Source organism: Peptostreptococcus sp., assembly GCF_977045075.1.
Genome location: NZ_CDRRTB010000147.1, coordinates 1 through 2,514, shown reverse-complemented (window position 1 = coordinate 2,514; position 2,514 = coordinate 1). Strand labels below are relative to the sequence as shown.

At 37.0% G+C, this 2,514-nt stretch carries 2 protein-coding genes and 1 pseudogene; 2 read left to right on the top strand and 1 reads right to left on the bottom strand.

Going from position 1 to position 2,514, the window contains the following annotated elements:
* Positions 1 to 185 precede the first annotated feature (185 nt).
* Both ACW6OJ_RS08135 and ACW6OJ_RS08130 read left to right on the top strand, forming a co-directional pair.
* Positions 186 to 698, top strand: a complete 513-nt coding sequence (locus ACW6OJ_RS08135) for an RNA polymerase sigma factor (RefSeq protein WP_456096288.1) — start codon at positions 186 to 188, stop codon at positions 696 to 698.
* Positions 685 to 2,166: a hypothetical protein gene (locus ACW6OJ_RS08130; protein WP_456096287.1), complete on the top strand. Its 1,482-nt coding sequence runs from the start codon at positions 685 to 687 to the stop codon at positions 2,164 to 2,166. The genes ACW6OJ_RS08135 and ACW6OJ_RS08130 overlap by 14 nt, the downstream gene beginning before the upstream one ends.
* A 139-nt stretch (positions 2,167 to 2,305) precedes the next feature.
* Here ACW6OJ_RS08130 and ACW6OJ_RS08125 read toward each other — a convergent pair.
* Positions 2,306 to 2,514, bottom strand: a pseudogene (locus tag ACW6OJ_RS08125) (UDP-N-acetylmuramoyl-L-alanyl-D-glutamate--2,6-diaminopimelate ligase); the annotation flags it as partial.

Below are 2,514 nucleotides of genomic sequence, written 5' to 3'. Positions count from 1 at the left end.
AAGTATATATATAGACACCCGACCCACCTTTAAATAAATCCTATTAAATAGTGTCACAGATCCATCCTCCCTGTGTTATATTAATATAAAGAAAATTTTCTTGAGTTGATTTCTCAAACAAGATTTAAGTAAATTCTTGGATTCTAATTTGTTGATAGCTAGGCACCATCTTCTAGGAGGTATATATGAAGAATACGGATTTTGAAGAGATATACAAAAAATACCATAAGAACCTACTCGTATATGCCCTTTCCTTATGTGGTGACTACGAGCTGGCCCAGTCTTTGGTTCAGGCCACCTTCACCAAGGCCTACCTTTCCTATAAGGAAGGTGGTAGTCTAAGATTTTGGCTGTCCAAAGTCTTAAAAAATGAGTTTATAAACCATATTAGACACAGTTCCCGATACGTGGACGATCCAGACATTATATTTAAGCGCTTGTCTGCACCTGACAATCCTCTGGATATCCTTATCAAGGAGGAAAGCATGAGAGAGGTTGCCCACGGCATCACCCTCTTACCTAATAATTACAGGCTTGTCCTCATGTACAGTATCTATATGCAACTTAAGGATGAGGAAATTGCCGATATTATGAATACAAGCCCTAGCAATGTTAGAAAAATTAGGTCTAGGGCTCGACAAAAGCTAAAGGAAATTTTAATTGAAAGAAAATGGGGTGATAAGTATGAAGAAGATTGATAAAAATATTGTTAATACTGATACTAGTAATACCACAAATGCTAATATGGAAAATATAGGCAAATCAAGTATTGATATAGATAATCTTGATAATGATACAGTTGACAAAAGTCCTATTAATAATGATTATACTGACAAGACTTCTTATAATACTGAGGGAAAGACTATAGACCATGCTATCGAAAGTTTTGAAGACTTTTTTAGGTCAGACCCTGACCAAATGGAATTGGAAGCCAAAATGGAAAAACTTATTGACAAGGAAATCAAAAAAAGGATAGCAAGGACTACCAGGTCTGTCCTCCTAAAGACGGCTATACTTATCGTTGCCCTTCTCTTTATTATAAACCCCATAGTAAAGTCCTTTTATCCAGACTTCTACACTATGGCTTATAGCGAGGAAAAAAACGAGCCCCTATGGACTCAGGTTAAAAATCGGTATCTTAATCCCCTCCTATATGGCAACGAAAGAACTCATTTCAGTCAGCACAGCGACCTGGCCAATATGGTCAATTCTTTCTATGCTACTACAGATCCCACAAGATACCTAATTAATATAGATGTCCTTGATAAGCAGTTCGGGTCATATAAATTTTACCTAGATACTGCTAACTACAATGAATCAACACTGCTAGCTGCAGATGTGGATTTTGAGATCGACTATAAAAGGGGCAAAAAAATAATCGATTACAGCAAGCCGGGAAATACTATTAATGCTAACTTATATGGTGGCTTTCCGGACAAGAAAGAGTTGGTAGAGGATGTCAAAAAACTACCTGATTCAGCATATATCTTTGCCTCAGTAGGTAGTAAGAACTTAATGTCTATAGCAGGCCTCTTAAAAGAATTTGAAAAAAACTGGGATATCATGCCTTTTTGGCTACGAGTGGTTGACCCAGCTAGCCATGACCTAATACAAAAGTCTCTTGCTGGCAAAGAGCTAGCTTTCCCTGCTGGCCAGCCAACTGATGACTACCTTGAGCTGGGCTTAAATACCTTAACCCACTACCAGGTTAACAAGAAGCCTGCCAAGGACAAGGATACTGGCGAAACATATACTGATTTTGACTTAAAATATTTGAGTGATGATATCCATAGGCTGGACAAGGACCAGCTGAGAAAGAAGCTAAAAGATATTTATATGACTAACCTAGATTTGATAGATAATAATAGGGACATATTTACTGTTTTTAAGGATATTAATTTAACCCGTCCAGGAAGAGACCAATATTCTGTTGCTTTCGGTTCAATCTCAGATTTCACAGATAAAAGGGACAGGGATGAAAAGGGTAATATAATACCGGATAGCTTCGATATATACAAGAAAGATATTGGAAAACAGAGTGACCTAAAGACCAACCTCTTTACTATCTACCTGAGCAAAGACCAGTTCTTAAAACTCCTAAATGAAGACTGGGTCTTTTCAGCAAATGTTATCAACTGTAAATTTTCTAACTTTACCAGCAAGTAGGTTGTAATATTAAAGTAATATAAAATATGTATATAAAGATAAAAGAAGAGCTACACACTTATACTATACAGGTGTGTAGCCTTTCTCATATTTATTATTCATTGGCTATTATTATAGCCCCTATCATTCAACTTGTCTCTTAGGAATCCTGTCTATCCTTTACTATCTCAATAGCCTTTAGGACCTCTGCCTTTTCATCATAAAAGACTCTTTCACCATGTATTATCTGGTACTTTTCATGGCCCTTGCCTGCAACTATAACCATGTCTCCCGGCTGGGCAATTTCTATTCCCTTTAGGATTGCCTGGGACCTGTCAACAATCTTTAGGACTTGACACTTAGAATCTA

Excerpts from the sequence above, each read along its gene's own strand:
- ACW6OJ_RS08135 (WP_456096288.1), top strand. The coding sequence starts at position 186 with ATGAAGAATACGGATTTTGAAGAGATATACAAAAAATACCATAAGAAC.
- ACW6OJ_RS08130 (WP_456096287.1), top strand. The coding sequence starts at position 685 with ATGAAGAAGATTGATAAAAATATTGTTAATACTGATACTAGTAATACC.